The following is a 24,440-nucleotide window of genomic DNA, read 5'->3' on the forward strand; positions in this document are numbered from 1 at the left end:
GGCTTCCGCCGGTCAAAGGCGCCTACCTGATGCCTCGTTCCTTCTTTTCCATGCCCATGAGGACGGCGCCGAGGCCGAGCAGCAGGGCGACGATGCCGGTCGCCACGTTGTTCCAGATCATCGCCCCCGGGGCGACGTGGGGGTGGATGACCCAGGGCGCGACGATCGTCCACAGGCCGATCACCGGCGCGATCCAGGCGATGCCGTGCGTACGGCCGAAGGCCGAGGCGAACCCGAGGGCCAGCAGCGCGAGGGCGATGCCGACGATCAGGTTGTTCACGGTCATGGTCGTGAAGCCGTTGAACCCGACGACCCACGGAGAGATCGCGAGGTAGAGCCCGGTCAGGAAGGTGAGACCGGCGACCGCCTTGGCTTTCGGTGACTCGGCGGCGAGCTCGTACTTCGCTCGCAACTCCGCTATGTCGGGGTGTGTGCTCATGGTTGGACTTGCCATGTCTTCCGCCACCTTCCCAGCGCGCGGCTTGTGCGCGTGATGTCACACGGCGAGGCGGTCGGCGGCAGGGAACCTTATCGTTCCCCTACATGTCTCGCCGATATATCATAATGTGATATTATCACATCAGAGAGTGATGTGGTTCCCATGGTGTCGCCGCCCAAGCGTCTGAGCGACCACGAGTACGCCGAACTGCTCAAGTTCCGTGCCGGGTTACGCCGATTCCTGCGCTGGAGCGAGGAGCGGGCGGCCGAGGTGGGGCTCACAGCCGCCCAGCACCAATTGCTGCTGGCGATCCGGGGACACTCCGATTCGCGGGGGCCGACCATCGGGGAACTCGCCGCGTACCTGTGCACCCGGCACCACAGCACCGTGCAGCTGATCGATCGGGTGGAGCACCTGGGCCTGGTCATCCGCAACCGCGGTGAGGGCAGGGATCGCCGGATCGTCCGCCTCCTGCTCACGGAGAAGGGCAAGGGAAAGCTCGCACTGCTGAGCGCACCCCATCTCGAGGAGCTCCGGCGACTGGCCCCCCTGGTCACCACGCTGGCCGGGCCCGCCACCCCCGCGGCCGAGCCATCCTGAAGAGCGTCGGCCCGTATGTGACCTCCGCGTCCAGCGGGTAATCGATCATCAGTCTCGAAGTGCTGCTGCTGACTCAACCAGCCCGGCTCTTTCGAGCGCATCGAGGATCGCACCGAAGGTCTTCGGCGGTCTACTCCGACTGTTCGCGATCTGGTGCACGCAGTTGCGCACGATGCCCTCGTCGAGGTCGAACTGGTCCAGCACGAAATCATCGGGGTTCTTCGCCTCGATGCCGTGGACCGCGAGCATGTCGACGGGAAAGTCCCTCAAGTTCGAGGTGACGATGACCTCCGCGCCGCTCTTGATCGCGGCAGCGAGGACATGGCGGTCATCAGGATCCGGGAGCTTGAGTCCCTCGATCAGCTCTTGGTAGCCCTCCACCAGCACCCCGGGAACCGCGGCATTCATGCGCTCCCTGAGAATCGGCAACTTCTCCGGGGGAATATCCGGCCTGTTCACAGCGAGATTTCGAAGCACCTCACCGAGGATCTCGTTCGTCCAGCGCGCCTGTACCAGCCCGGATTGGGCGATTCGAATGAGCAGGTCGCGGACCTCGTTGCCGTACAACACATTTGCGTCATAGACCACAACGAATGCCATCAGTACAGGTCCAGTTCCTCACTGAGAGCCACAAGGTCGTCGGCGGCCTTGCGGCTGTCGACGTCACTCTGCCGCTTGTAGGCCATCAGGTCCTCGAACCGGATGCGCCTGTGTCGCCCGACGAGCCTGTGCGGGATCTTCTCCGCGTCGATCAGTCCGATCAGGTAGGGCCTGGAGACATTGAGGATGTCCGCCGCCTGCCGCGTGGTCAGCTCGGCGTGGTTGGGCATCGCCGTGACACCCCGCCCTTCGGCGAGCTGCGCGAGCACATACGCGAGCATGGTGACGACGTCGCGAGGTAGGACGAGGGCCTCGTCTCCCGCCAGTTCCCCCGTCACGCGGACTTCCTCCGCGCCCGGGTGAGTCGCCAGGTAGTCCTTGATCCGCCGCATGGCACGGGCCGCGTCCCGCGCATCGACACGGCCGGGCTCCAACGACTTAGGTGTTCGCACACTCACGATCAGCTACCTCCCTATATGCAGTATGTGCCATAAGTGCAGCAAACGCAACCACCTCTCCCCCGGCGACGCTTCGCGGACTACCGGGCGGCGTCGGCGGCTACGTCACCCCACACCACCCGTGGGCCCAGACGTTGCCTCGTTCGACGGATTCGTCTTTGTCGAGCGGGGTGCCGACCGTATGCGAGGCGGGCGCCCGCCGACCACGCACGCCCACCGTCGTCTCCTGACCTCAGCGGTCCATGGGGCGGTCTGCCCTCGAGGCGGCTAGCCCAGGTCCAAGGCGGTGAACGGCATCCCGTCCCAGAGCCTGCGCTCGCTTCCCCGCGGGTCGTCGACCACCTTGGGTGTGACGTCCCAGATCATCGTGGCCCGCCGGGGAGCACGATAGGCGGGCCACTTCGGGTCACCGGTGCGGGCGAAGGACGTCCAGGAGTCGATCATCCGGTTGGACAGGGCGGTGAGCCGCCGGCGGTCGGCCCGGTAGGCCTCGGCTCCGCCCGCGATCCCGGTGAAACCGAACGAGCCGAATACGAACGGCAGCTCGATCGTGTGGACGGCGCCGAAACCCTTGGGCGGCTGCCAGTCGAACTGGTACAGGTAGGTCGGCCGCCACCGGCTCTGTGCCTCGGCCATGCGGATCGCCGGCACCCGCATCCCCTGGTCGGTGAACATCGCCAGCGAGGCCTGCTGCGCCGTCCGCCCCTTGCGGTAGGCGGCGACCACGCGCGCTCGTCTGTCGTGGAGCTCTTTGGGGAAGAACACCGCCTCGTACTGTGCGGCGAGACCCTCCGGCGTGCCGAGCTGCGCGAAGAAGTTCATCTCGTCGCGCGTGGTGCCGAGCATGAGGTCGATCCCTCGGGCGTTCCCCTTGGCGAGCTGCTCGACGACCGGCCCGCGGACGAGGTTCCCGTCGATGTAAGGCCCGAAGTAGACCGCACCGAGGATGCCCGGTGCCTGCTCCGCGAGAACCTTCTCCTGAAGCTTGAGGATCTCGGCGACCGGCAGCTTCCGCAGGTCCGTGTCCGGGAAGCGGGTGTCAAGCCGGCGCTGGTAGGCGGCCGAGTGCACGAGCGCGCCGCTGCCGCTCTGCAGGATCACCCGGCGGAACAAGCGCTCGGGGTGCTCGGTGGCGAGCATCGCGCTGAGGTGGAAGGCCCCCTCCGACTGGCCGACCGCGGTGACCTTGCCCGGGTCTCCGCCGAACCGGCCGATGTGGTCGCGCACCCAGGTCAGCGCCGCGATCTGGTCACGCAGCCCGTTGTTGTCCCGGCCGAGGATCCCCAGCCGGTAGTTGATCGTCACCACCACCGCGTCACCCCGGCCGGCGAGCCTGTCGCCCGCGTAGCGGGGTTCGTTGGCCGTACCGAATCGGGCGGCGCCGCCGTGGATGAAGACGATCACCGGACGCTTGCGCCCGTCCGGCTTGGGCGCCCACACGTTGAGCGTGAGGCAGTTCTCGTCCAGATAGATCTCCTGCTTGTCCGGATACTCCACGGTCAGGTTGTCGCGGACCTGCGGGCACACCTTCCGGTCGCCGGTCGCCTCGGTGGAACCCGTCGGGCTCGGCCATCCGAAGCGCTTGGCCTTGGCGTAGTAGATGCCGCGATAAGCACATAAATCATTCTCGACCACGCAGGTCGGGTCACTCTTCGTCCCCGCGTCCGCGGGGCCGGGGGTCAAGGCGATCAGAGGTACGGCGAGCGCCGCCAGCATTCGTCGGGACATGCCGAGATGGTGTCCGCCGGATCACGGCGCACGGATCACCGGCAGGAGTGAACCCTCACTCACTCCCGGGGACCACCAGGCCGGACTCGTAGGCGAAGACCACGGCTTGGGCGCGATCGCGCAGGCCGAGCTTGGCCAGCACGTTGCTGACGTGCGTCTTCACCGTGTGCTCGGTGACGACCAGCGCCTCGGCGATCTCCGCGTTGGACCGGCCGCGCGCCACCTCGCGCAGCGCGTCGAGCTCGCGGTCGGTGAGCTCGCCGAGTTTGCGGCGCAGGTGCGGCCGTGACGTCCCTCTCCTGACCACGTCGGCGATCAGCCGCCGGGTGACGGAGGGCGCCAGAAGGGACTCGCCCCGGTGCACCAGCCGTACGGCACGCAGCAGGTCCTCGCGGTGGGCGTCCTTGAGCAGGAAGCCGCTCGCACCGGCGCGGAGGGCGTCGTAGACGTACTCGTCCACGTCGTACATGGTCAGGACCAGCACCCGGGCCGAGGTCCTGCGGCAGATCTCGGCGGTGGCCTCGACCCCGTCCATCACGGGCATGCGCACGTCCATGAGCACCACGTCCGGTTCCAGCTCCACCGCCTTGCGGACGGCTTCGGCCCCGTCGGCGGCCTCCCCGACCACGCCGATGTCGTCCTGGGCGTCGAGGATCATTCCGAAGCCGCCGCGGAAGAGGTCCTGGTCGTCGGCGATGAGCACGCGCAGCATGGGCTATCCGATCGGAAACGTGGCGGTGACGGTGAAGCCGCGGGGGTCGATCGCGAGCGTGCCGCCGCAGGCCGCCACGCGCTCCCGCATCCCCAGGATGCCGTGTCCTTCCCGGTAGGAGCCCGTGCGCCCGCCCGGACCGGCGATCTGGACGGTCAGCGTGGTGCCGGCCCAGTCCAGCCGGACCCGTACGGCGCCGGACGCGTGGCGCAGCGCGTTGGTGAGCGACTCCTGCACGATCCGGTAGGCGGCCACCGCCGTCGACGGCGGCAGGTCGCGGCGGACGCCGTACTCCTCCAGGGTCGCCGCGACGCCGGAGTGCCGCACCAGATCGCCGATGGCGGCCATACCGGGCTGCGCGGTGTCCCGCTGCCTCGGCAGGGGCTCGCGCAGGGCACCGAGGATGAGCCTCAGCTGGCCGACCGCGACACGGCCCGTGGCCGCGACGGTGTCGAACACCTCGGCCGCCCTGCCCGGGTCGCGATGCACGATCGTCGAACCGGCCTCGGCCTGGACGATGATCAGGCCGACCGAGTGGGTGACGATGTCGTGCATGTCGCGGGCGATCCTGGTGCGTTCCGCGGTGATCGCCGCGTTGCGTTCCTCCTCCAGACGCCGCGCCTTCTCCTGCTCGGCGGCCCGCTGCGCCCGCCGGGCCCGGGTGCTGAGTCCTAGGGCGTAGGAGGCGACGAAGGCCGTCACCACGTAACGGAAGGTATCCAGGGTCTCCCCCGGCACCGCGAGCGACACCACCACGAACACCGCCTGCACGGCGATCCCGAAAGTCCGCAGGACGCGTCCGACCGTTGCGGCGGCGAAGGTGTACGTCCAGACCAGCGCGCCGTACGGCAGGAAAAGCAGCACCATGTCCTGCTGCAGCGACCGGTAGCTCAGCGCCAGCAGCGTGGTCGCGGTGCCCACGACGCACCCCACCGGGATCAGTGCCGCCCGCCGCCACAGGATGGGGGCGGACGCGAGCAGGGTCAGCGCCACCACCCACCAGGGCTGCACGTTCGGCACCAGCGCCGCGCCGACCATCGCCACGGTCACCACGGCCGCGATCGCCCCGTCCACCCATGAAACCCGCGCCACGGACCGCGACCCTACCGGCCCCGCCCGCCCCGCACCTCACTCCCAAGACCGACCTCCTTCTCACTCTCCCGTGTGAGCAGAGAGGGGTACGGCCGGGACGGGTCAGGAGCGCGGGCCAGTGGCCTTGATTCGGGCCAGCAGGTCGGCGGTGACGCGGTGGAGGCGGTCGGCCGAGGCGGGGTTGAAGTCGTCGCCGGTGAGCGGGAGCGGCTTGCCGCTCTTAACAGCGCTGATCATGGATTTGGGCGGATCGTCGAGCAGATCGATCATCGGAACGATCGCCTTGCTCACCGGGGTGGCGAAGAAACGGGCGAGGACCTTGGTCAGGGTGCGCATCGGCTGGGGCAGCGGATCGGCCATGCCGGTCCGTACGAAGCCCGGGTTGATCAGGACGTAGCGGGTGCGCGCCTGCGGATATCGGGCGGGGAAGCCGGCGCCGAGGAGGTCGTTGCTGCGGGAGGCCTGCATCGACGCACGCATCCCGGTGTACTTGGAACGGAGCTGGAGGTCGTCCCAGGCGATCCGCCCGGGGACTCCACCGGGTCCGGCGATGTTCAGGATGACCGGGGCCTGCGCCTGTTCCAGCCGCTCCATCAGTCCGTGCCCGATGACGAAACGGCTGAGATAGGCGAGCGCGAAGGTGAACTCCAGCCCGTCCTCGGTCTCCTCACGGGTGGGGCGGAACCGTTGTGTCGCCAGGATCAGCCCGTCGACCGCCTGTGTCGTCGCCGTCACCTGGTCCACGACGTGCTCCATGCCCGCCAGCGTGCTCAGGTCGGCGCGCAGGAAGACCGCGCGGTCGGCGGCCCCGAGCCCGGCCGCCTCCGCCAGGAACGCCCGGCCTCCGGGTCCGCCGCTGGCCACCGAGATCACCCGGTCCCCTCGCCCAGAAGGTGCAGGCCGAGCCCTTTCCCCATCCCGCTGGTGCCGCCGGTGATCACATAGGTACGCATGCCGGAGCTCCTTAGTCATCGGTTGATGACTAAGGAGCATAAAGCCGTACCGCACAATAAGTCAACGAGTGGTGACTTAGGATGACTTCATGACACAGCCCAGACGCCGCGACAAGGCGGCCACCCGTTCCGCCCTGCTGGACGCCGCGCGCCGCAGGTTCGCCCAGCACGGCTACGACGGAACCGGGGTGCGCGACATCGCGGGTGACGTCGGAGTGGACTCCGCGCTGGTCTTCCGGTACTTCGGCTCCAAGGAGCAGCTGTACGCCCAGGCCGTCCACGCCGAGATCCCGGCAGTCGCCGGAGAGGCACCCCGCCCGCTCACCGAGCTCACCGGCGCGCTCCTGCACGACGTCGTCTTCGCCGACTGGGAGCAGTTCGGCGGTGAGCACCCGCTGCTGGTGATGCTCCGCTCCTCGGGCCGCGCAGCCGTACGGGATCACCTGCGGGAGCAGATCTGCGAAGGCTACCTTCGCTCCTTCGCCGACCGTTTCGACGGAGACGACGCCGAGCTCCGCGCCGAACTGGTGGGGGCGTTGCTGCTCGGCATCGGGGTGATGCGCTCGCTCGTCGGCTCCCCCGCCCTCGGCGCGGCCGGTTTCGAGGCGACACGGGAACAGGTCGCCCGCATGGTCACCGCGCTCTCCTGACCATGCGGCGGAAATCGTCGCCGACGGATGCCACCATGGCTGCATGATCGCCGGCGACTACATCTGGATCCAGCAGGAGGAGCACTTCAGCATCGGGGAGGGATACTGCCTGGCGCTTGTGCGCGGGCTCACCCCCACCGAATGCCTGGATCGGATCGGCGCAACGCCCGAGGGTGTCGCGCCGAACACGTGGAACCTGGCCCAACTCTGCAACGACGCCTGGGACCGGTACGGCGGTGACCGGATGGTGATCGGGGCCACCGCGGTGCCCGGGGGCTGGACCCTCACGTTGGAGGCCAACGGCTATCTCACGGTGACCGAGAAGATTCTGATACCGCTGTCGGCGGGCACCCGGGTGGTCTCCCACTTTCGCAACTGCAACGCGGTGGACCGGTTCCACTGGGCGGAGGACGGCGACATCCGGGTCTCCTTCGAGCCGCTGTTTCCCACCGCGCGAGCCGGCAGCACACCCGACGCCCTCGTCGAGCAGATGCGGGAAGCCGGTTTCGACCTACGCGAGAACGGCGGCTACGAGCTGCACACCGAGGCGGCCTTCGCGCTCGCCGAGCGGCTCACCGGGGTCCGTCTGACCCCCGAGTTGTTCGGCTCACGGAGCTTCACGTGGGGGACGGCGGCCGTACCGTAGGTGATCCGGGCCTCCATACACAGCGGATGGCCTCGGGGACCTGGTCCAGCGGAATCGTTGTGCCGACGATCGGCGTGACCTTCCCGCCCTCGGCGGATTCGCGGACGTCTTGAAGGTCCTGCGGACGGGGTGCCGAGGTCAGCCCGCGCAGGTCACCCTGCTGCACTCAACTTCGGCGACTGCCCGAGCTACGCCGTTAGCCGGGTCTCAGGCCGCCCCCTCCTCCGCAAGGGCGACGATTTCCCTGCGACAGATCTCGACTTGGTCCTGACGTAGTCCCGAGCTCCGGTGAACGCCACGCCAGGTCAGCGGAAGAGCTTGCCGAGGAAGGCGGTCAGGTTGGCGGTCGTGCGGTCGATCTGCTCCTCCAGGGATAGCGACTCGCGGAGGCGCCCGCCTGTTGCGGGGACCTTCTTCCCGCGCACGTACAGGGAGCACGCCAGGTCACTGCAGACGTACAGACCGACCGAGTTGCTGTCCCGCCCGGCTTGGCCTGCCTTCCGGGCGGCCATCAAGGAGACCCCGGTTCCCGGATGCGTGGTCAGGCACAGGGAGCAGAGGCCGCTGTGCAGCAGGCCGCGCCGATGGGAGGAGAGCCGGAGCGTCACCCCGACGAGTTGATCACCGTGTTCGGCGACGAGGTAACCGCGCTCGGGCGCCGCGGGGTCGCGCCAGCCGAGGAAATCCAGGTCCGCCCAGGGGCTCTCCTTCAGGGACCGCGGCATCGGCAGGCGCTTCGCCTCCCCCTTGGAACAGTTGACGAACGATGTACGGATCTCGTGCTCGCTTACCGACTTCATGGTGTGCACGCTAATGTGCCTACAGGGGATTAGGCAAACCATTTAGGCAATTACCTAGAGACTCTAGGTTTTAGAGGAGGGCGACACATGGCCCGTGCCGGTCTGACGGCCGATCGTGTGACGGAGGCCGCGGCCGAGCTCGCGGACGACGTCGGATTCGAGCAGGTCACGGTGTCCGCGCTGGCCCGGAGCCTGGGCGTGCGGGACGCGAGCCTGTACTCCCACGTCAAAAGCCTCCAGGATCTGCGGATCCGGGTGGCACTCCTCGCCGCGCGTGAGCTGGCCGATCGTGTCACCACGGCCGTGGCGGGCCGGGCCGGGAAGGACGCACTGGCCGCGTTCGCCCACGCCTACCGGGAGTACGCCCTGACACACCCCGGCCGCTACGCGGCGATGCTGGTCCGGCTCGACCCCGCCGTGGCCGAATCCTCCGGTCACGCCCGAGGCGTGGAGACCACCTATGCGGTGCTGCGTGCCTACGGGCTCGCCGAGCCGGACGCCACCGACGCCGCGCGGCTTCTGCGCAGCGCGTTCCACGGATTCATCAGCGTGGAGGCCGGCGGCGGGTTCAACCACCCCCGGGACCTGCAAGCTTCGTGGGAGCAGGCGATCGAAGCCCTCCACATCGCGCTGGAGCGCTGGCCGCGCCTTTCCGCCTGACTCTCTTGCGCGACCACGTCGTGCAGATCGGGGGCCATGCGCAGTCGTCACTCGGTCACCTTGGCGGCACTTCTGGGATGTGTCCTACGCTCGGCGACGGTACATCCCATGGTCCGGACCCCACCTCCGGTCACGGATTGGCGGACGAGACCGAATCGGCCCGGACGGCCGTCGCGGCGGGGGTCGACGTGCTCGGCCACCTGTTCGTCGACCGGCCGGCGCCGGAGTTCGCCTACGAGCTGGCGGCCCGGGGCACCGTCGTCGTCCCCACCCTGTCGGTGCTGGGCGAGCTGTTCGGCCGTCCCCAGGGATCGAGTCTGGCCGCAGACCCCCGCGTCGCGCCGTACCTGACCGACGGGGCCCGGCGCCTGCTCACCATGGAACCCTTCCCCCTCCCGGAGACCGCGCGGCACGACTTCGACGTGGCGGTCCGCACCCTGGCCGAGCTACGGGACGCGGGCGTCACGATCCTGGCCGGATCGGACGCCTCCAATCCGGGCACCGCCCACGGGGCCACCCTGCACGCGGAGCTGCGCCGGCTCGTCGGCGCCGGGTTCACCCCTCGCGAGGCGCTGGTCGCCGCCACCTCGGCCCCCGCCGGTCGTTTCGGTCTCACCGACCGGGGCGCGATCGCCCCCGGTCTCCGCGCGGACCTGGTCCTGGTCGACGGCGACCCGACCGCCGACATCGGCCGCACCCTCGACATCCTCGGTGTCTGGCGGGGCGGGCGGCGGATATCCCGGGAGCGCCGGGACGAAACCGAATCCGCCGAAGCGTGAACACCCGTGGTGGCACGCGAGCCTTCTTCGGGATCCCGATCCGGCGTGTCCCGATAGCGGGGGGAAGGTCCGCCTTCCAGCCGGAGGCATTGGGGAAAGCCCCGCCCACAAGGCCATTGTGACTCGCTGTTATTGTTGCTAACTTTGAGTAGTCAAGGTCTTGCGACGTAAAGAGCAGGCCTTCCGTAGGAAAGGAAGCCCCATGTCCCTGAAACGCATGACGGCTCTGGCCCTCACCGCTGCCACCGCCACCCTGGTCCTCGCCAGCCCGGCGGCGGCCGCCGCGCCCCCGCACGAGCCGCCCACGGCCCACAGCTCCGTGTCGACGCGCGGCATCAACGTTCCGGTTCACGTCCCGGTCCAGGCCTGCGGCACCGGCCTGGGCGCCCTCCTCGGTCTCGGCTCCGGCGCGGGACACTGCGTCTCCCGCTGAACACACCCACCCTCGCATCCGGCAGGGAGAGAATGAGCGGACGCGAACGGGCACGGCGGGCTTCATCCGAAGCGGCCGACCCGTGTCACGCGGTGGCGGTTTCCACGTGATCGGGCCGACCGTCGCTCCCTCGTCCACGACGGAAGACGCCCAGCCCTGTCTGCGCGTTTAGCCCCGCCGACCCTTCCGGCGCACAAAAGGAGCGAGTCCGCGGTCACGGCTCCCGACGCGGACTCACCCCAGTGGTCCCCCGACAGAACGATGGCGGCAGCGGGAGACCACGCCCCTGTCTCGGCGATGTAATCGCACCGCCGAGACAGGACAACGAACCGCGGTGTCACGTCCTGGGCCCGCCGCCCTGCCAGGTGTGGCTTATGGAGAAATCGGGAATTGCCCGGCCGGGGCACTCCCTGAAGCCGGTCAATCGCTCTGGCCCGCCGACTCCGCCATCGACCTGACGTCAGCGGGCGACGGTGACCAAGCCGTTCTCGTAGGCGGCGATGACGAGCTGGGCGCGGTCGCGGGCGTTGAGCTTGGTGAGCAGACGACCGATGTGGGTCTTGACCGTGGCGTGGCTCAGGTGCAGGTGGACGGCGATCTCGGGGTTCGACAGACCTCGGGCGATCAGCGTGAGCACCTCCGTCTCACGCTCGGTCACACCGTCCAGACCGCGGACGACCGGATGGGCGGGGATGCGGGCGAACTCCGCGATCAGCTTGCGCGTCACGGCCGGTGCCAGCAGCGCCTGGCCGGCGGCCACCACCCTGACCGCGGTGAGCAGGTCGGCCGGAGGGACGTCCTTCAGCAGGAAGCCGCTCGCCCCGGCCCGCAGGGCGGCGTACACGTAGGCGTCGAGATCGAACATGGTCAGGATCAGCACCCTGGCCTGCCCGCCGATGCGCCGGGTGGCCTCGATCCCATCCATTCCGGGCATGCGCACATCCATCAGGACCACGTCGGCGCCTTCGCGTTCGACGAGTTCGACCGCCTCGGCACCGTCCCCGGCCTCCCCGAGCACCGTGATGTCGGGTTCGGACTCCAGCAGCACCCGGAAACTGCCTCGGAGCAGGGCTTGGTCGTCCGCGACCACGACCCGGATCATGACACTCCCTCGTAGGGCAGGCACGCGAACACTCGGAATCCGCCGCCAGGTCGCGGTCCTGTTTCCAGCACGCCACCGTACATCGTGACCCTCTCCCGCATTCCGACCAGCCCGTGGCCTCCGGCGTTCGCAGGTGGCCTCCCGGACCCCGGGCCGTCGTCGGTCACCTCGACGCGCACCCGACCGGCATCGGCTTCAACCTCCACGCGGCAGCTCGTGGCAGACGCATGCTTGATCACATTCGTGATCGCCTCCTGCGCGATCCGGTACACCGCCAGGCTCACCCCCTGCGGCAGTCGCTCCGCGCCGCGCACGTCGAGGTCGACGCGCACACCCGCCAGGCTCGCCCGCTCGGCCAGCAGCGGCAGCCCGCGGACTCCGGGGAGCGGCGCGAGCTCGGCCGGGTCGGTGCGCAGCACCCCCAGCAGTCGGCGCATCTCCATGAGCGCGCCGCGGCTCTCCGCCTCGATCACCCGCAGGGCGTCGCCCGCCTCCTCCGGCCGGGTTCGCATGACGTGGTTGGCCACACCCGCCTTGACCGCGATCAGGCCCATGCTGTGCGCGACCACGTCGTGCATCTCGCGGGCGATGCGCAGCCGCTCCTCGGTCACCGACTCGCGGGCCAGCTGCTCGGCGGTCCGCCTGACGTACGCCCTGCGCTCGGCGACGGCCCGTCCCACCGTCCAGACCCCGCCCATGGCCGCCACGCCGAACACCGTCTCCCCCAGTCCGCCCGCCCATGACACCGGTATCACCAGGAGTCCGGCCAGCACGAACGCCGTCAGGGCCGCGACCCCCGGGGTCGGCAGCCAGCGGATCTCCCGGCCGGTCAGGGCCACCGTGTACAGCGCGAAGGCCGGCGCCAGGTACGGCATGCGCACCAGGGGGAAAGTCGTCGCGATCAGTGCGACCGCCAGGACGACGCAGTACACCGTCCTCGGCCACAGCCGCCGGACGGCCAGCGGCAGCCCCAGCCCGAACGCCACGGCCAGCCGCACGCCCGGGTCCGCCTCCACGTCGCCGGGCGAGGCGAGGAAGGTCAGCGCGACCCCCGAGGCCATCAGGCAGTCGAACACGACCAGCTGACCGCGGCTCAGCCTCTGAACCAACACCGAGCTCGTCGTCTTCATGCCTCCGACGCTATCCAGCCCCGAGGCCCCCGGCATCAGACCGCAGAAGGTCGGACGCAGGGCCGATGCGTGACGCGCAAAGCCTGCGCGAGGCTCCACTACATGATCGAAGTGAGAAAGGCGCCGCGATGACCGGCGTCCTGTCGTCGGAGTGGCTGAAGCTCCGGTCCCTCCGCTCCACCTACTACGCGATCGGCGCCGCGGCCCTGATGACGGTCCTCGGCGCCGGCTGGGTCCACTACGTCGGCACGATCTGGGATGGCCGCGCCCCGGAGACGCGGGCGGCCTTCCAGGCCGCCGCCCCGACGGAGGGCTTCCTCCCTCTCGTGCAGCTCAGCCTCGCCGTGCTCGGCGTGCTGGCGATCACCTCCGAGTACGCGACGAGCATGATCCGCGCCAGCCTCGCCGCCGTACCGGGACGCGAGCGGTTCCTGCTGGCCAAGGTGGCCGTCGTCACGGCCGTGACGCTTGTCGCCGCGTACGCGATCCTGCTGGCGACGTACGCCGCCGGCCGGATCATCGCGGGCGATCGCCCGATGGGCTTCAACACCGGCTCCCTGGCCGATGATCTGCCCATGTTGCTCGCGTCCGGGCTGTCGGCGACAGTCCTGGCGCTGATCGGGCTGGGTCTCGGCACGGCGACCCGCTCCACCGCCGGGGGAATCGGCTCCGTCGTCGCGGTGCTGTTCGTCCTGCCCGGTATCGCCAACTACCTGCCTTCCCCGTGGAACACCCGCGTCTCCTCGCTGCTCCCGTCCTCCCTCGTGTCGGAGATCGCCGACCGGCGTCTGTCCTCCCGGCTCGGCGACGGAGTACTCCCACCCACCGCCGCGCTGGCCGTGCTGCTCGGCTACGCGGTCGTCGCGGTGACCGTCGCCGTGATCGCGATCAGGCGCAGGGACGCATGAGGACAATCGGCGGTCTTCCTCCCTTACACCTGATCAAGCGGACTCGGAAAGCGGGTGACGACGGTGTCGAAGCGACGGCGTAGGAGAGGAATATGGCTGCTCTCCGCACTCGTGGCCCTCCCACTGGCCCTCGCCGCCGTCGTGACGGCGGCGTTTCCCTCGGTCGCGGCCACGACCTGCCCCGGATGCTACGGAATGGAGGAGCTGGCCCCGGACGTCTACGCGGAACCTGGCCTGGCGCCGTCCGGAAGGCGACAGGTGATCTCCGCGGTGCAGGAGGGAAGCCGGCGCGTGCGCGATTTCTACGGCGGCAAGAGGTCCGCCCCCCGGATCCTCGCCTGCCTCACCGACGGCTGCTACCGGCGGATCGGCGGAGGTGGGGAGCGGGGTATCGCGGTGCTGAACCGCGCCGTGATGCTCTCGCCCGCAGGCGTCGACCCGGTCATCGCCGCACACGAGATTTCGCACGTCGAACTGGACTCCCGGCTGAACTCGGGGCGTGGCGAGCTGCCTCAATGGTTCGACGAGGGCCTGGCCGTCCTGGTGTCCGGTGATCCGCGCTACCTCGCCCCGGAGACCGCAGGCGACCGCTGCCTGGCGAGTACGGACGCGGCTCTCCCGGTGACCCTGGACGCCTGGTTGCGGGCAGCCGGCGCGGACAAGACGACGTACGCCAAGGCTGCGTGCCGGGTGACCAGGTGGGTGACGGCGAACGGCGGGCCACGCGCCGTACTCGACCTCATCCGGCGCATGAACGCGGGTGAGAGGTTCGAGGCGGTCACGAAAACGTGACCGCCCTAGGGTCGGCCCGCTGGGCGACGGTGCGTCCCACCGTTCAGGCGGCGCCCATGTCGCGACACCGAGTATCAGACGGTACGGCTACCCGCCGCTTTCAAGAATCCGGAGTGCCTTTGGCGAGCTTGCGTCCATAGGTAGGAAATTTCCGACGTATAGTGGTGGCATGCAGATCACGCACGCCACCTTCGTCACGCTGCCCGTCGCCGATCAGGACCGGGCCAAGGATTTCTACGTCGGCACGCTCGGCTTCGAGGTGCTCGCCGATCAGCAGGCCGGGCCGGTCCGCTGGCTGCAGGTGGGCCCCAAGGGCGCGCAGACCGGTTTCACGCTGGCCACCGCCGATCAGATCGGACTCGCCCCCGGCGGCGTCCGAGGCATCCTGCTGGCCACGGCCGATCTGGACGCCGACTGTGCCGAGCTCGTCCGGGCGGGTGCCGCGGTCGAAGGGCCCGTCGACCTGCCGTGGGGCCGCCAGGCCGCACTGACCGATCCGGACGGCAACGGCTTCCTGCTCACCGAGGCGGGGCCGCGCACCCATGAAGGCTGAGACCCCGACCGACTCGGCGGCCGAGGACCGGATCTTCGCCGCGCTGGCCAGCCCGGTCCGCCGCCAGGTGCTGCAGCTGCTGCGCGAGCGGCAGCCGCAGCCGGTGACCGAACTGGCGGCCCACTTCGCCATCGCCAGGCCCAGCTTCTCCGAGCACCTGCGCGTGCTCCGGGAAGCGGGACTGGTAGGCGAGCACCGCGTCGGCCGCCAAAGGCTTTACCGGCTGCAGGCCGAGTCACTGGCCGAGGTGCAGCAGTGGCTGCATCCGTTCGAACGGTTCTGGCGCGATCGCCTGACCCGGCTGGGTGAGGTGCTGGAACGTCTGGACGACGAGTCATGACCGAGGACGATCCGACCACGATCTGCGTCGACCAGTTCCTCCCGCACCCACCCGCCAGGGTGTGGCGGGCGCTGACCGAACCGGACCTGCTGGCCCAATGGCTGATGCCGGGTGACTTCCGGTTGACGGTCGGCCACCGCTACACCATGCGCACCAAGCCCATCCCCGCCACCGGATTCTCCGGCGACGTGGAAGCCGAGGTGATGGCCTTCACGCCCGAGAAGATGCTCCGGGTCGCCTGGCGTGATCCGGCTCCCACCGGGGGCGGCAAGGCCGACTGGACCATCACCTGGACCCTGGAACCCGAAGGCCGCGGCACCCGGCTGTTCCTGCGGCACGAGGGCTTCGACCCCGACAATCCCCTGCACCAGCGCTCCCGCGTCATCATGGGCGGCGGCTGGCGCTCCCACGTCATGGGCGCCCTGCACCGGGTGCTCGCCCACCTCAACGAGGAAACAGGATCACCATGAGCGAGACCACGTCCGTGTCGGAGCCGGCCCGGCGCTTCCGCCGCGCCGCCGACGGCTTCCACGCCCGCCTGGCCGCCGTACGCCCCGGGCGGTGGGCCGCGCCCAGCCCGTGCCCCGGCTGGACGGCCCGGGACGTCGCCGCCCACGTCATCCACGAGGCCCGCCGCAACGTGGCCACCGTCCGCGGCGTCGACGCCGAACCGCTGTTCGGTGTCGGCCTGGCCGAGATGGGCGACCTGCCCCCGCTCAGCCCGGACGCCGACCTGGTCGCCGCCTGGCAGAGGGTCGGCGCGGAACTGACCGCGGCCATCGACGACCCCGTCTGCCGTACCGTCCCGATCCCGACCCCGGTCGGCAACATCCCGTTCGGCCAGATCGTCGAGGCGCTGCCCGAGGACGTGCTCATCCACACCTGGGACCTGGCCCGCGCTGTCGGGGGCGATGAGCGTCTCGACCCCGATCTGGTCGCCCACGTCTACGAACACCTCAAGCCGATGGACCAGGCGTTGCGCCTGCCCTGGGCGTTCGGCCCGAAGACTCCGGTGCCGCCCGGTGCGGACCTGCAGACGGAGTTCCTGTGCTTCGTCGGACGGGAGCCCTGACGACCGCCTGAGTCAGCGGGAGACGGTCACCAGACCGGTCTCGTAGGCGACGATGACCAGCTGGGCGCGGTCCCGGGCCCCCAGCTTGGCCAGCAGATGCCCCACATGGGTTTTGACGGTGGCGTCGCTGAGGTGCAGATGGGCGGCGATCTCGCCGTTGGACAGCCCGCGGGCGATGAGGGTCAGCACCTCCCGCTCCCGGGCCGTCACCCCGTCCAGGGACTTGGCCACCGTTCGGGAGGGCCTGGGCAGCGCGGCGAACTCGGCGATGAGCCGCCGGGTCACCGTCGGGGAGAGCAGCCCCTCCCCCGCGGCGATGACGGTGATCGCGCCGAGCAGGTCCGCGGGCGGGGTGTTCTTGAGCATGAAGCCACTCGCCCCGGCCTTCAACGCGGCGAAGACGTACTCGTCCAGGTCGAACGTGGTGAGGATCAGCACCCGTACCCCGGAGTTCCCCGGAGCCGCGCAGATCCTGCGGGTGGCCTCGATCCCGTCCATCTCCGGCATGCGCACATCCATGAGCACCACGTCCGGGCGCAGATCCCGGACGAGCCGGACCGCCTCGGTCCCGGTGCCCGCCTCGCCGATCGCCGCCATGCCGGGCGTGTTGTCGACCAGCAGGCGCAGACTGCCCCGCAGCAGGTCCTGGTCGTCGGCGAGCAGGACCCGGATCGGTTCGCTCACCCCGCCTCCACGAGGCGTTCGCGCGGCAGCCGGGCCGTGACCTCGAACCCACCGGCCGGCCGGGGCCCGGCGACCAGCGTTCCGCCGTACCTCGCCACCCGCTCCCGCATGCCGGCCAGACCGTGTCCCGGCTGGTCACGGCTTCCCGGTGTCCCGGGTCCCCGGCCGTCGTCCACCACCTCGACCAGGACCTCCTCGGCGTCCCCCTCGATCCGGACCCGGCACCGGGCCGGGGCCGCGTGCTTCACCACGTTGGTCACCCCCTCGCGGACGATCCGGCAGACCGACAGTTCAAGCCCTTCGGGGAGCCCCTCCACCCCGTGGATGCGCAAGTCCACCAGCACCCCCGCCACCCTCGCCCGGTCGGCCAGCTCCGGCAGGCCCGTGAACCCCGAGGGCGGCGCCAGATCCTCCGCCGGATCCCCGGCCCGCAGCACCCCGAGCATGTGCCGCATCTCGGTGAGCGCGTCCCTGCTGGTGGCCTCGATGACCGCGAGCGCGTTGCGCATCTCCTGCGGGTGGGTGTCGCCGAGGTGGTTGGCGACGGCGGCCTTGATGCCGATCATGCTGAGGGTGTGGGAGACGACGTCGTGCAGCTCCCTGGCGATGCGCAGCCGCTCCTCGGTCACCGCGCGTCCGGCGGCGTGCCGGGCCGACCGGACCGCGTAGGCGCGGCGCGCCCGTACGGCACGGCCCACCGTCCAGGCGCTGCCCAGCAGCGCGCCACCCATCACGAACCCGCCGAGAACGCTCCCCGCCGGTTCCGCGGGTCCGCCGTCGCGGACGCCCACGAGGGCGACGGTGACCCCGATCAGGCTCAGCACGCCGACCGCGACGGTCGGCTCCCAGCGGCGCCGGGGGACCGTCAGCGCCACCGGGTACAGGGCGTAGGCTGCGGCGACGAACGGGTCGACGCCGAAGTCCCACGCCAGGGCGGCACAGGACGCGACGAAGACGACCGTGAACACCGGGAGCGGCCAGATCCGCCGGAGGACCATGGGCGCGCCGATCACCACGACCGGCAGCAGCCGCCACCAGACCTCTTCCTTCCCCGCGGCGAGCGGGGTCGGCAGCATGACGACGATGTACGCGGCCGCGACCAGGCCGTCGAGCGCGATCAGCTCCCAGGTCCGGAGCCGCCGCGCGAACAACGGCCGCGAGCCCGGATCGTCCACCCGCACGACGCTACCGCAAGCCCAGGTCAGCCGCCTCCCCCGCAGGTCTCTCATCCCGTGGGCGGAGTTTGGCGGAAAGCAAGGGCTCCGGCAGATCCACGGCCGTGACTCCGGGCACCTCGCCGATCCCATCGCCGGAGTCCGTTGTGCGCGGCGGACAACATGGCGCGACGACATGGTGGACCGCATACGATGACCCGCAGGTCACAGGTGGCGCAGCATCGCTGAAACCCCTCTGTCCAGTTTCGAGGAGGTGGCATGTCGCCGCCAAGTAACCAGAGCAACTTGAAGAAGTCGCTCACGCTGCCGCAGACCTTCGGCATCGCTCTCCAGCAGATCATCGGTGGAGGCGTTATCGCCCTGACGGGTGTGGCCATCGGAAAGACCGGTGGCGGCGCCCCCGTGGCCTTCCTTCTCGCGGCCGGACTGGTGTTGCTGAGCGGCATCTCCTTCGCGGTCCTCGGTGCCGCCGCCCCGGTCGTCGGCGGCACGTACACGTATGTGACGCGCCTGGTTCACCCCATCGCCGGCTTCGCCAACATGTGGCTCTTCTCACTATCGGTTATCTCGCTCAGTGTCTACGCACTGACCGCCGGTGACTATCTGCACGCGTTGAACAATGCGATTCCCGCACATCTTGTCTCCATCGGCATCATCACCTTCTTCTTCATCTGCAACCTGTTCGGCGCTTCGCTGTCGGCCAGGATCGGTGTGGTCCTGTCCGTGGTCATGGTGGCGGCGTTCCTGAGCTACGCCGTGATCAGCATGCCCGAAGTGGACTGGGCCACCTTCCGGGAGCTGACCCCCAACGGGTTCAACAACCTGATGTCGGCGTCGGCCATCATGGTCTTCGCCATCGGTGGCGGCCACGTCATCGCCGAACTGGGCGGCGAGATGAAGAACCCCGGCCGCGCCATCCCCATCGCCTTCTTCGGCGCCACTTTCACCGCCACCCTGCTCTACGTGGTGATGGCCATCCCCTCAACCGGCGTCCTGCCCATCGACGAGGTGGCCTTCAAGCCGCTGTCCGTGGTCGCCGAGTACACCATGTCCAAGGGCATGTTCGTCTTCTTCATTCTCGGCGGTGCGGTCGCCGCCGTCATCGGAACGGTCAACGCCCAGTTGATCTGGGGAAGCAAGAGCCTCCTCGCCGCCATCGACGACGGCTGGTTCCCCAAGGCCCTCGGCAAGGTCAACCGCCGTTTCGGCACCCCGCACTGGCTGCTGACCATCCTGTTCGTGATCGGCATCACCCCCGCCGTCACCGGCCTGTCGGTGTCGGAGATCGCGCATGTCGCCTCATCGGTGTTCGGCCTCACCACCATGCTGGTGATCGTGGCCTCCTACCGGATGCGGAGCCTGTATCCCGAGTTGCTGGCCCGCTCCCCGTTCAAGTTGAGCAGGCAGCTCCACTTGGTCATCACGGTTGCCGCGATGCTGCTCAACGCGTATCAGAACGTCCTTCTGCTTGTTGAGATCACACAGAAGCCGGTCATGGGCGTCTCCTACGCCATCTGGGTGACCATCGGCATCGTGATCATCTTGCTCCGATGGGGCAAGGTCCGCGAGCTGATCGCCAGCGGCGCGGTCCCCAGCGGCCAGCCAATGGTCCGCAAGGACGGGCGGGACCTGATCGAGCAGCCTGCCGAATCGGCCTCCTGACCTGACGCCACGTCCCGGTGGTGGCCCGCGCGCGACGCCCCTGCGCGCAGCCACCACCGGGCCCTACGACTTCTTCCGAGTGAAATGTGAGGCAATCCGTGAGCATCACCCGTGCCGACGCCGAGCGGCTGGACCGGGAGGATCCCCTGGCCGGCCTACGCGACCGGTTCGCCGTTCCCGAGGGGATCATCTATCTGGACGGAAACTCCCTGGGCCCACCACCGATCGCCGTCGCCGAGGCGTTGTCGGGCTTTGCCGCGGACTGGCGGGCGGACATGATCCAAGGATGGGCGACCGGGGGCTGGGGCGCGCTGGTTTCCCGCATCGGCGGGCGCATCGCGCCGCTCATCGGTGCGGCCCCCGACGAGGTGATCGTCACGGATACCACATCCACGAACCTGTTCAAATTGATGGTGGCCGCCTGCCGGATGCGACCCGGGCGATCCACCGTGCTGATCGAGGCGGCCAACTTTCCCAGCGACCTCTACATCGCACAGGGTGTGTGTGAATTGCTCGGCCTCACCCTCGGATACCTGGACGAGGGGGCGGTCATCGGCGAGGACACCGCACTCGTCGTGCACAGTCATGTCGACTTCCGCAGCGGGCACATCGCCGACATGACGGGGCTGACCCGGCGGGCGCACGAGGCCGGCGCCCTGATGCTGTGGGATCTTTGCCATTCGGCCGGCGCCATACCGGTCGATCTGTCGGCCGCGGGAGCCGACTTCGCCGTCGGCTGCTCCTACAAGTATCTGAACGGCGGGCCAGGCGCCCCTGCCTACGCTTTCGTGGCTCGGGGCCTGCAGGAACAGGTACGTTCTCCGATCACCGGCTGGGGCGGCCAGGCGAACCGGTTCGCGATGTCCCGCGACTTCGACCCCGCCCCGGGCATGACCCGGCTTCAGGTGAGCCAGGCCCCGGTGATCGGCATGGTGTCGCTGGAGGCGGCGCTCACCGCGTTCGACGGGATCGACCTGGTGGAGCTGCGGCGCAAGGCCGTGGCGCTCGGCGTACTGTTCGCCAAGCTGACCGCGGAGCGTCTGCCCGAACTCACCTTGGTGTCTCCGGCCGATCCGCGGGCCAGGGGGAACCAACTCGGCTACGCCCACCCGAAGGCGGAACGAATCCTCGCCGACGTGGCCGGCCTTGGCGTCATCGGGGACTTCCGGCCGCCTGAGATGATGCGGTTCGGCTTCGCCCCGCTGTACATCCGCCACGTCGACGTCTATGACGCGGTGGAGCGGCTCGCCACGGTCATGGCCGACTAAGCACGAGCAGTACCCTGAAGACCATGCAGGTCATCACGGTGTCGGGCCTGGCTGAGGCATTGGGCCCGGCGCTGCTGCGCCTCCCCCGCCCCGGCGCTGACCGAGGGGTGCGCGACGTCGCGATCGCCGAACCCGGTCCGGCCGAGGCCGAGGGTGTGATGCTGCTGGCGGTGGGAGTCGAGGGAGAAGCGCGCCAGGAGCTGCTGGACCGTTCCGCGGCCGCCTCGTGCGTGGTGTTCCGCTCCCCCCTGGCACCCGATCTGGTCGCCCCCGACGGGGTGGCGGTGGCGGAGACGCCGACCGATGTGACGTGGACTCGGCTGCTGAGCCTGCTGTGGGATGTGGTGGGCCGTCTGAGGGAAGTCGGCGGCGGGACTCTGTTCTCCCTGGCCGACGACATCGCCGAGATTCTGCAGGGCGCGGTCACGGTTGAGGATGTCTCCGGCCAGGTGGTCGCCTACTCGGCGCGGCAGGAGCCGAGCGACGCCGGCCGGATCTCCAGCATCGTGGGGCGCAGGATCCCCGGAGATGCGCAGGCCCGGCTCCGATCCGCAGGTGTGTACCGGCGGCTGGCCCGGGAGACCGACCCGGTCTATGTGCCCAGCGGGCCGCACGGCAGGCTGCCGCGGCTCGTCATCCCGGTGCGCCACGGCGGCGAACTGATCGGCACGGTGTGGACCATCGTGGCCGGGCCGGTGGCGCCGTCCCGCCTCACCGCCGTGCGTCCGGCGGTCGCGGCGGTGACCGATCTGCTGCTGCGGCTGCGCTCCCACCACGAGGCGGCACGGCGCCTGCTGGCCGATCGGCTGCGCACCCTGATCATGGGTGGCGCGGCGGATCCGCCGCCGCCGTCGCCGGGTCGGGTGGCGGCGGTGCGCCCGGTGCGGGGGCTGGCGACGGTGCTGGAGCGGGCCGGATGGCGCACACCCTTGGCGACGTGGATCGACGACGTGGGATACGCGCTGGTCACCGAGCAGGGTGACGCGCAGACGCCGGGGTCGTGGGCGTGGCTGCGCCGCGTCGCGGGCGAGGCGGAACTGACGGTGGCCGGTGGTGGGGCCGCAGTCGAGCCGCCGGTCTCGCGGGACCAGGCGGCGGAGCTGCTTGGCCTGCTGGAGGCCGGCCAGGTGGAGGCCTATGAGAACGCCTGGCAGCGGCTGGTGTTGAAGCGGGTCTCCGCGGCACGGATGGATTTGCTGGTGGGAGGCCCGCTGCCGACTCTGGTGGCGCATGACGCCGCCCATGGCACGGATTATGTCGCGACGCTCCGGGCCTGGCTGTGGGAGCAGGGGAACCCATCGGCGGCGAGCGCCCGTCTGCATGTGCACCCCAACACATTCCGCTACCGCATGCGGCGACTACTGGAGGCGGCCCCCTGTGACCTGTCGTCAGCCGAGGTACGTCTGGCGCTCACGTTGCAGCTTGTCACGCTTTGACCGAAGTCCCAGGTGGCGGGGATTCGTTCCGCTCATATCCACACAACCAGGCGACCGGAGTCATCACCGTCGCCACCAACGTCATCCCTGCCATGGCCGCCGCCCAGCCGCCGGTCAGATCGTAGAGCGCACCGACCGCCAACGGCCCCGCCGCCGCCAGCAGATAGCCGATGCTCTGCACGAAACCGGATAACCGGTCGGCCTGCGCCGGACCGTCGGCTCGCATCGCCACCATCGCCAAGGAGAGCGGGAAGGCGGGCACGCCGCAGGCGAACAACACGATCCACAGGTGCGGCGGCAGGTCCGGAGCCAAGAGCATTCCGGCGAACCCCAGCGCGCTCGCGGCCGAGGCGGCGGCCGCCCAGCGGCCCTGTGCCTTCGGTGTGCGGGCCATCGCCGTCACCACAAAGCCCAGTGGCAGGCCGACGATCTGCACCGCGGCCAGCATCAGCCCTGCCTCGCCCGGGCTGGAACCCCGGCCGACCAGCACCTCCGGCAGCCAGGCCAGTTCCACATAGAACACCATGGAGTTCAGGCCGAAGAAGGCCGCGAGCGCGGCGGTGACCGGCCACCCCGGCGAGGTGGCCAGCGAGGTGGGCGGCTCGGCGGGGGCGCCGGGTGCGGCGCCGACACCCCGCGCCAACGGGATGAGGATCGCGGCCGCGACCAGCGCCGGTAGCGCCCAAAACGCCAAGGAGCCGCGCCAGCCGCCGAAGACCGCCATAAGCGGCTGGGCCGCGCCGGCGGCCACGGCCGCACCCGCGCCGATGACCCCCGCGTACACCGCGGTCAGCAACCCCACATTGTGCGGAAAGCGGCGCTTGACCATGCCGGGGAGCAGCACGTTCGCAACGGCGATGGCCACGCCGACGAGCACCGCGCCCACGACCAGCGCCGCCGTGCCACCGGCCGTACGGGCCAGCAGACCGCCGGCCAGCAAGATCAGTGTGCCGACCAGTACGCGTTCGGGGCCGAAGCGGGCCGCCAGCGGCGCCGCGGCGGGCCCGAACACCGCGAAACAGACGAGCGGCAGGGTGGTGACAAGGGCCAGCACCCCCGCGCCCAGGTCGAGCGAACCGCCCACGTCCCCCGTCAGCGGGGAAAAGCCCGCCAGCGCGGGGCGAAGGTTGAAGGCCACACCGATGACCGCGGCCCCCGCCAGGCAGGCCCCCGCCCCCGCCGCCACAGTCGCGCCGGTCGGCCGGGCACCACCTGCCCGCGCGGGGTCGCCGGCCGGATGACCTATCGTCGCGGTGGGCGCGCCGCCTTCTCCGGTGCCGCTCACCGTGGCGGGGTGGTGGTGCGGTAGAGCTCGGCCACCTCATCCTCGAGTACTCCGGTCACCCAGGGGAGCGGGGGAAACGGCGAACGGGCCATGAGCTCGTCCTCGGGGATGACCAGACCCGGCCAGCCCAGCTCAGCAAGGCGTACGGCGCCGCAGCCGACGACGACCCCCTGGACCCGCGACCAGATCACGGCCCCGGCGCACATGACACACGGTGCGGCGGTGGTCACCAGAATCGTCCGATCCAGCGCCACACCCAGCGGGCCCGCCGCCCGGATGACATTGATCTCGGCGTGCGCGGTCGGATCCCCCGAGGAGGCTGTGTTACGGGCGCGGGCCACCACATCCCCCCGCTCGGCGTCGACTAGCACCGCGCCGAAGGGACGGTCGGCCTGGCGGGCCTCTCCGATCGCCACCGCCATGGCGTCCGGCAGAGCCGCCTCTACGTGGGGATTGAAGTGCATTCGTGCTCCGAAGGTGATG

Annotated in this window: 29 protein-coding genes; 15 read left to right on the top strand and 14 right to left on the bottom strand. The window is 70.0% G+C overall.

Annotated elements, in window-relative coordinates:
- Positions 1 to 22: 22 nt before the first annotated feature.
- Complete coding sequence (locus tag RUR_RS18390) at positions 23 to 454, bottom strand: SPW repeat protein (RefSeq protein ID WP_283136305.1); 432 nt, start codon at positions 452 to 454, stop codon at positions 23 to 25.
- Positions 455 to 601: 147 nt separating this feature from the next.
- On the opposite strand from RUR_RS18390, the gene RUR_RS18395 reads away from it, so the two are divergent.
- Positions 602 to 1,039, top strand: coding sequence for a MarR family winged helix-turn-helix transcriptional regulator (locus RUR_RS18395; RefSeq protein WP_283136306.1), 438 nt, complete (start codon positions 602 to 604; stop codon positions 1,037 to 1,039).
- Positions 1,040 to 1,087: 48 nt separating this feature from the next.
- Here RUR_RS18395 and RUR_RS18400 read toward each other — a convergent pair whose 3' ends face one another.
- The 6 genes from RUR_RS18400 to RUR_RS18425 form a co-directional block, all read right to left on the bottom strand.
- A complete protein-coding gene (locus RUR_RS18400) occupies positions 1,088 to 1,639 on the bottom strand; it encodes a PIN domain-containing protein (RefSeq protein ID WP_283136307.1) in 552 nt (183 codons plus the stop codon).
- Positions 1,639 to 2,097, bottom strand: coding sequence for a helix-turn-helix domain-containing protein (locus RUR_RS18405; protein ID WP_283136308.1), 459 nt, complete (start codon positions 2,095 to 2,097; stop codon positions 1,639 to 1,641). The genes RUR_RS18400 and RUR_RS18405 overlap by 1 nt, the downstream gene beginning before the upstream one ends.
- 267 nt (positions 2,098 to 2,364) lie before the next feature.
- On the bottom strand, positions 2,365 to 3,825 hold the full coding sequence (locus RUR_RS18410) for a carboxylesterase/lipase family protein (protein ID WP_283136309.1): 1,461 nt from the start codon (positions 3,823 to 3,825) through the stop codon (positions 2,365 to 2,367).
- Positions 3,826 to 3,880: 55 nt separating this feature from the next.
- Positions 3,881 to 4,537 (bottom strand): response regulator, encoded by a 657-nt coding sequence (locus tag RUR_RS18415; RefSeq protein WP_283136310.1) that lies wholly within the window; start codon positions 4,535 to 4,537, stop codon positions 3,881 to 3,883.
- Positions 4,538 to 4,540: 3 nt separating this feature from the next.
- Positions 4,541 to 5,629 (bottom strand): sensor histidine kinase, encoded by a 1,089-nt coding sequence (locus RUR_RS18420; protein WP_283136311.1) that lies wholly within the window; start codon positions 5,627 to 5,629, stop codon positions 4,541 to 4,543.
- 102 nt (positions 5,630 to 5,731) lie between these two features.
- Positions 5,732 to 6,502 (bottom strand): Rossmann-fold NAD(P)-binding domain-containing protein, encoded by a 771-nt coding sequence (locus RUR_RS18425; RefSeq protein ID WP_283136312.1) that lies wholly within the window; start codon positions 6,500 to 6,502, stop codon positions 5,732 to 5,734.
- A gap of 169 nt (positions 6,503 to 6,671) precedes the next feature.
- Here RUR_RS18425 and RUR_RS18430 point away from each other — a divergent pair, with 169 nt between their 5' ends.
- Together RUR_RS18430 and RUR_RS18435 are read left to right on the top strand one after the other, a co-directional pair.
- Positions 6,672 to 7,232 carry a TetR/AcrR family transcriptional regulator gene (locus RUR_RS18430; protein ID WP_283136313.1) on the top strand — a complete coding sequence of 187 codons (561 nt, stop codon included), beginning with the start codon at positions 6,672 to 6,674 and terminating at the stop codon, positions 7,230 to 7,232.
- Positions 7,233 to 7,275: 43 nt separating this feature from the next.
- Complete coding sequence (locus RUR_RS18435; protein ID WP_283136314.1) at positions 7,276 to 7,878, top strand: DUF6461 domain-containing protein; 603 nt, start codon at positions 7,276 to 7,278, stop codon at positions 7,876 to 7,878.
- A 305-nt stretch (positions 7,879 to 8,183) separates the two neighbouring features.
- On the opposite strand, the gene RUR_RS18440 is transcribed toward RUR_RS18435, so the two are convergent.
- Entirely contained in the window at positions 8,184 to 8,678 is a 495-nt protein-coding gene (locus RUR_RS18440) for an FBP domain-containing protein (RefSeq protein WP_283136315.1), read from the bottom strand.
- Between the two features lie 87 nt (positions 8,679 to 8,765).
- Here RUR_RS18440 and RUR_RS18445 point away from each other — a divergent pair, with 87 nt between their 5' ends.
- From RUR_RS18445 to RUR_RS18455, 3 genes are all read left to right on the top strand, one after another.
- Positions 8,766 to 9,338: a TetR/AcrR family transcriptional regulator gene (locus RUR_RS18445; protein WP_283136316.1), complete on the top strand. Its 573-nt coding sequence runs from the start codon at positions 8,766 to 8,768 to the stop codon at positions 9,336 to 9,338.
- 137 nt (positions 9,339 to 9,475) lie between these two features.
- Positions 9,476 to 10,117, top strand: a complete 642-nt coding sequence (locus RUR_RS18450) for an amidohydrolase family protein (protein ID WP_283136317.1) — start codon at positions 9,476 to 9,478, stop codon at positions 10,115 to 10,117.
- 202 nt (positions 10,118 to 10,319) lie between these two features.
- Entirely contained in the window at positions 10,320 to 10,550 is a 231-nt protein-coding gene (locus tag RUR_RS18455) for a chaplin (RefSeq protein ID WP_283136318.1), read from the top strand.
- A gap of 460 nt (positions 10,551 to 11,010) precedes the next feature.
- Here RUR_RS18455 and RUR_RS18460 read toward each other — a convergent pair whose 3' ends face one another.
- Both RUR_RS18460 and RUR_RS18465 read right to left on the bottom strand, forming a co-directional pair.
- Positions 11,011 to 11,652, bottom strand: a complete 642-nt coding sequence (locus RUR_RS18460) for a response regulator (RefSeq protein WP_283136319.1) — start codon at positions 11,650 to 11,652, stop codon at positions 11,011 to 11,013.
- Complete coding sequence (locus RUR_RS18465; RefSeq protein WP_283136320.1) at positions 11,649 to 12,782, bottom strand: sensor histidine kinase; 1,134 nt, start codon at positions 12,780 to 12,782, stop codon at positions 11,649 to 11,651. Before RUR_RS18465 ends, RUR_RS18460 begins: the two co-directional genes overlap by 4 nt.
- Positions 12,783 to 12,910: 128 nt before the next feature.
- Here RUR_RS18465 and RUR_RS18470 point away from each other — a divergent pair, with 128 nt between their 5' ends.
- The 6 genes from RUR_RS18470 (at position 12,911) to RUR_RS18495 (ending at position 16,447) form a co-directional block, all read left to right on the top strand.
- A complete protein-coding gene (locus RUR_RS18470) occupies positions 12,911 to 13,690 on the top strand; it encodes an ABC transporter permease (protein WP_283136321.1) in 780 nt (259 codons plus the stop codon).
- A 111-nt stretch (positions 13,691 to 13,801) separates the two neighbouring features.
- The gene (locus RUR_RS18475) at positions 13,802 to 14,482 is read left to right on the top strand and encodes a hypothetical protein (protein ID WP_283136322.1); all 681 of its coding nucleotides are present in this window, start codon (positions 13,802 to 13,804) and stop codon (positions 14,480 to 14,482) included.
- 169 nt (positions 14,483 to 14,651) lie between these two features.
- Positions 14,652 to 15,035: a VOC family protein gene (locus RUR_RS18480; protein WP_283136323.1), complete on the top strand. Its 384-nt coding sequence runs from the start codon at positions 14,652 to 14,654 to the stop codon at positions 15,033 to 15,035.
- The gene (locus tag RUR_RS18485; RefSeq protein ID WP_283136324.1) at positions 15,025 to 15,375 is read left to right on the top strand and encodes an ArsR/SmtB family transcription factor; all 351 of its coding nucleotides are present in this window, start codon (positions 15,025 to 15,027) and stop codon (positions 15,373 to 15,375) included. The genes RUR_RS18480 and RUR_RS18485 overlap by 11 nt, the downstream gene beginning before the upstream one ends.
- The gene (locus tag RUR_RS18490; RefSeq protein WP_283136325.1) at positions 15,372 to 15,845 is read left to right on the top strand and encodes an SRPBCC family protein; all 474 of its coding nucleotides are present in this window, start codon (positions 15,372 to 15,374) and stop codon (positions 15,843 to 15,845) included. The genes RUR_RS18485 and RUR_RS18490 overlap by 4 nt, the downstream gene beginning before the upstream one ends.
- Complete coding sequence (locus RUR_RS18495) at positions 15,842 to 16,447, top strand: TIGR03086 family metal-binding protein (RefSeq protein WP_283136326.1); 606 nt, start codon at positions 15,842 to 15,844, stop codon at positions 16,445 to 16,447. Before RUR_RS18490 ends, RUR_RS18495 begins: the two co-directional genes overlap by 4 nt.
- Before the next feature lie 12 nt (positions 16,448 to 16,459).
- On the opposite strand, the gene RUR_RS18500 is transcribed toward RUR_RS18495, so the two are convergent.
- Positions 16,460 to 17,131, bottom strand: coding sequence for a response regulator (locus RUR_RS18500; RefSeq protein ID WP_283136327.1), 672 nt, complete (start codon positions 17,129 to 17,131; stop codon positions 16,460 to 16,462).
- Positions 17,128 to 18,306, bottom strand: a complete 1,179-nt coding sequence (locus RUR_RS18505) for a sensor histidine kinase (protein WP_283136328.1) — start codon at positions 18,304 to 18,306, stop codon at positions 17,128 to 17,130. The genes RUR_RS18500 and RUR_RS18505 overlap by 4 nt, the downstream gene beginning before the upstream one ends.
- A gap of 258 nt (positions 18,307 to 18,564) precedes the next feature.
- Here RUR_RS18505 and RUR_RS18510 point away from each other — a divergent pair, with 258 nt between their 5' ends.
- From RUR_RS18510 to RUR_RS18520, 3 genes are all read left to right on the top strand, one after another.
- The gene (locus tag RUR_RS18510) at positions 18,565 to 19,968 is read left to right on the top strand and encodes an APC family permease (protein ID WP_283136329.1); all 1,404 of its coding nucleotides are present in this window, start codon (positions 18,565 to 18,567) and stop codon (positions 19,966 to 19,968) included.
- Positions 19,969 to 20,066: 98 nt separating this feature from the next.
- A complete protein-coding gene (gene kynU / locus RUR_RS18515) occupies positions 20,067 to 21,236 on the top strand; it encodes a kynureninase (RefSeq protein ID WP_283136330.1) in 1,170 nt (389 codons plus the stop codon).
- A 23-nt stretch (positions 21,237 to 21,259) separates the two neighbouring features.
- Positions 21,260 to 22,672 carry a PucR family transcriptional regulator gene (locus RUR_RS18520; RefSeq protein ID WP_283136331.1) on the top strand — a complete coding sequence of 471 codons (1,413 nt, stop codon included), beginning with the start codon at positions 21,260 to 21,262 and terminating at the stop codon, positions 22,670 to 22,672.
- Here RUR_RS18520 and RUR_RS18525 read toward each other — a convergent pair.
- Positions 22,662 to 23,957 carry an MFS transporter gene (locus RUR_RS18525; RefSeq protein ID WP_283136332.1) on the bottom strand — a complete coding sequence of 432 codons (1,296 nt, stop codon included), beginning with the start codon at positions 23,955 to 23,957 and terminating at the stop codon, positions 22,662 to 22,664. The two genes, RUR_RS18520 and RUR_RS18525, sit on opposite strands and share 11 nt — an antisense overlap.
- Complete coding sequence (locus RUR_RS18530) at positions 23,954 to 24,421, bottom strand: nucleoside deaminase (protein WP_283136333.1); 468 nt, start codon at positions 24,419 to 24,421, stop codon at positions 23,954 to 23,956. Before RUR_RS18530 ends, RUR_RS18525 begins: the two co-directional genes overlap by 4 nt.
- Positions 24,422 to 24,440: the final 19 nt, after the last annotated feature.

It is taken from the genome of Rhizohabitans arisaemae (assembly GCF_025996515.1).
Lineage (GTDB): Bacteria > Actinomycetota > Actinomycetes > Streptosporangiales > Streptosporangiaceae > Rhizohabitans > Rhizohabitans arisaemae.